Source organism: Butyrivibrio sp. (genome assembly GCF_024699075.1).
This window is the reverse complement of sequence record NZ_JAILQF010000141.1, coordinates 1-2,839: the sequence shown is the minus strand read 5'-3', so window position 1 is coordinate 2,839 and position 2,839 is coordinate 1. Positions and strand designations below refer to the sequence as shown.

Sequence of the window (2,839 nt, the reverse complement as noted above, 5' to 3'; positions counted from 1 at the left end):
ATCATTACTTTACGCATAACCCTGTTCTCTCCTTTATGGTATTGCAAGCTTAATCACACCTTCCATCATATCAGTTATTACCCTATTTGTAGAGAGTACTATAACAGACAATTTGCCATAAATACTATATAAGCAATGATTCACGATGTACCTTTCCCGTGCAGTATTGACAGCCAGTCCCTTTCTGCCTGATCTGTACCGAGCACTGCCAGTGATGCCCCATAGCACACTTCCACCATACTTTTCTGTTTGAAAATGGCATTACTTTATCTGGCGTAAGTTCTCCATTTCTCTGATAATCCCATTCAGCAGCTATCTCCGTACTATATGTCTTAAGGTCATTAACACCCGGCGTTACATAATGCCTGTCTGACTGCTGACTACATACATGGCAGAAAAACGACTAAACCCTTTATGTCGTTTTGTATAATGTCGCCGACAATAAATTTTCCTTTCTTTGAAATATGATTAGTATTATCGTCTCATGCCGATTTTCTGCGCTCAAAATGAGCATAATAATAGACCAGTACTGTCTGGAGGCCCCAGTGTACTGGTCTATGTATCCATCTGTCCTCCATTATTTAACCACTTCATATTTGAGCCTGATATATGAATCTTCAAGTTTCTCACAATCCACAAGGCGTAATACTCCAAGTTTATCCAAATCTTTTCTGTCAGTGATTGATTCTCCATCTATCAAGGTTGATGTAGCTTTTCCTCCGACAAGGACAGGTGCCACAACTATATCAACATAATCAAATAGCTTATTTCTAAGAAATAATCCATTTATCGTCCCGCCGCTTTGAATTGTGATTCGCTCACATCCATATTTATCTTTAAGTTCAGAAAGCGCCCTCTCAAGTGATAATTCTTCTTGGAGAATAATCCCCATATTATCAGCTTCTACATTAAATGCCGGGTGATTTCGATTTGCTGTTATGAGCACGAACTTTTTTGATAATTCGCAGAAATACTTTATTCCATGTTCGTCCAAATGAGAATTGTCTATGAGCACAAATGAAACCGGTGTTTTTACCGGCATAGCTTTCTCATTAACCCCAAGCTTAGCCTGTACTCTTCCGGTATTAAGTGACCATAAATCTGTTGTCTGTTCTATCTCATAGTATTGATGCAGTCCTTCTTTCAAGCCTTCGATGATTGGAAAGTCTCTATCCACATCTAAAAGATCTGATGCTCCGGTACTTATTTTCCCATCAACAGACATAAGCATGAACAATGTTGTGATTGGTCTATCCATCTATTACCTCTTTCTTACAGGAATCCAAAGTAACAGAATCTTCAGTAGTTGGTGAGCATAGCCCGTATAGGTCACGCTTTCCACCCTCCCTAAGCATCCATATAGGTAATTGCTTTTTGCAATGACGATATCCACTCCCTACTTTTTTCTCCTGTTGATGCAATTATAGATGGGATGAAGAAATGTTACATTTCCTACTTTGTGTAGTTTTGTCAACTATATTAACATTTGTGCCAGCTATGTACCAGCATTAAAAAAATCCGTCGGCATTGATAGAGCCGGCGGATTTTTTTATGATCAGTTGTTTTGGTAATTCCTTGCCTGGTCGATAACATCCAGCATTATTTCTTTGGTCATGCCGCCGGGGATGTAGCCCAGAACATTTCCATCGGGATCAATAATGAATGTCGTTGGGAAGGAAGTTATGTAATATGCAAGTTGAATAGTTGCGCCCTCATCCATAAGGACAGGATAAGTATAGCCGTTCTCATCAAGGAAACTCTTGATGCCATCTATATCTGTCTCGCTTCCCATATTCGGGAATGCCACTGACAATATGACCACATCAGAATCAGAATCTGCTGAGTACTCCTCGTAGAGTTCCTGTATATAAGGCATTTCGGCTCTGCAGGGAGGACACCAGGTTGCCCAGAAATTCAGGAATACAATCTTGCCCCTGTAATCGGACAAACTATGAGACACGCCATACTGATCAGTCAAAGTAAATTCCGGTGCAGGAAGGAGCTCCGCAGAGGATTCCTCGCTTGAACTATCAGACTGGTTTTCATCAACATTCTGCCCATCGCCATCAGCCTTAGCTGAGCCATCCGCCTGGCTCTCATTACTTACCTGACCGTTTGCATCAGCCTCAATTCCCTGTGTATCGACTATATCGTCTGCTGCCTCAGCACTTCCGCCCAAGACATTCGCATCGCTGCTCTTGTCGCTATCATATACTGTCTCACTGCTCTCGCTTATGCTAACCTGCGCGCCAGTGAACTGTGAGAGATATCCGGAAATGCTGTTGAGTTTACCTGTAAACATCATGATTCCCATAAATATCATTAGAACAGCACCGACTTTAACCGTGTATTTCACAACCTTCCTATGTTTACTGAAGAACTCCAGTAAGGTTGTTGTAAACACGCCAAGTAACAGAAATGGAATAATATATCCAAGAGTATATACTCCGATAAGTCCAAATCCCACTGCTGCCGATTCAGCCGATGCAGCCATTATAAGCACCGATGATAAAACCGGTCCAATACATGGACTCCAGGCAAAGCTTATAACAAATCCCATGATAAGTGCAGTTAGCGGTGACATTGATAATTTGCCTATATCGATGGGCAGTCGCATCTCTTTTCCCAAAATCATGCTGAATCCAAAAATTCCAAGCTGATATAGGCCAAACAAGATAACTATGATGCCGCCAATTCTCACAAATAAAAGCTGATTGCCGCTAAAAAATCTTCCGAGTACGCTAAGTCCCATTCCGAGAAGGAAGAAAGCAAAGCTAATTCCGATAACAAAGAAGATGGTGTTGATCATGACCTTCTTCCTGTCATAATGTTTTTGTCC

Annotated in this window: 3 protein-coding genes; all 3 read right to left on the bottom strand. The window is 41.2% G+C overall.

Annotated features, from left to right (window positions below):
* Nucleotides 1-124: 124 nt before the first annotated feature.
* A complete protein-coding gene (locus K6G87_RS19905; protein ID WP_334304854.1) occupies nt 125-316 on the bottom strand; it encodes a zinc-ribbon domain-containing protein in 192 nt (63 codons plus the stop codon).
* Between the two features lie 261 nt (nt 317-577).
* The gene (locus tag K6G87_RS05570) at nt 578-1,258 is read right to left on the bottom strand and encodes a dihydrofolate reductase family protein (protein WP_027217748.1); all 681 of its coding nucleotides are present in this window, start codon (nt 1,256-1,258) and stop codon (nt 578-580) included.
* Nucleotides 1,259-1,555: 297 nt separating this feature from the next.
* Nucleotides 1,556-2,839, bottom strand: a 1,284-nt coding sequence (locus K6G87_RS05565) for a redoxin domain-containing protein (RefSeq protein WP_296834810.1), incomplete at its 5' end; no start/stop codon positions are given.

Excerpts from the sequence above, each read along its gene's own strand:
- K6G87_RS05570 (WP_027217748.1), bottom strand. The coding sequence starts at position 1,258 with ATGGATAGACCAATCACAACATTGTTCATGCTTATGTCTGTTGATGGG.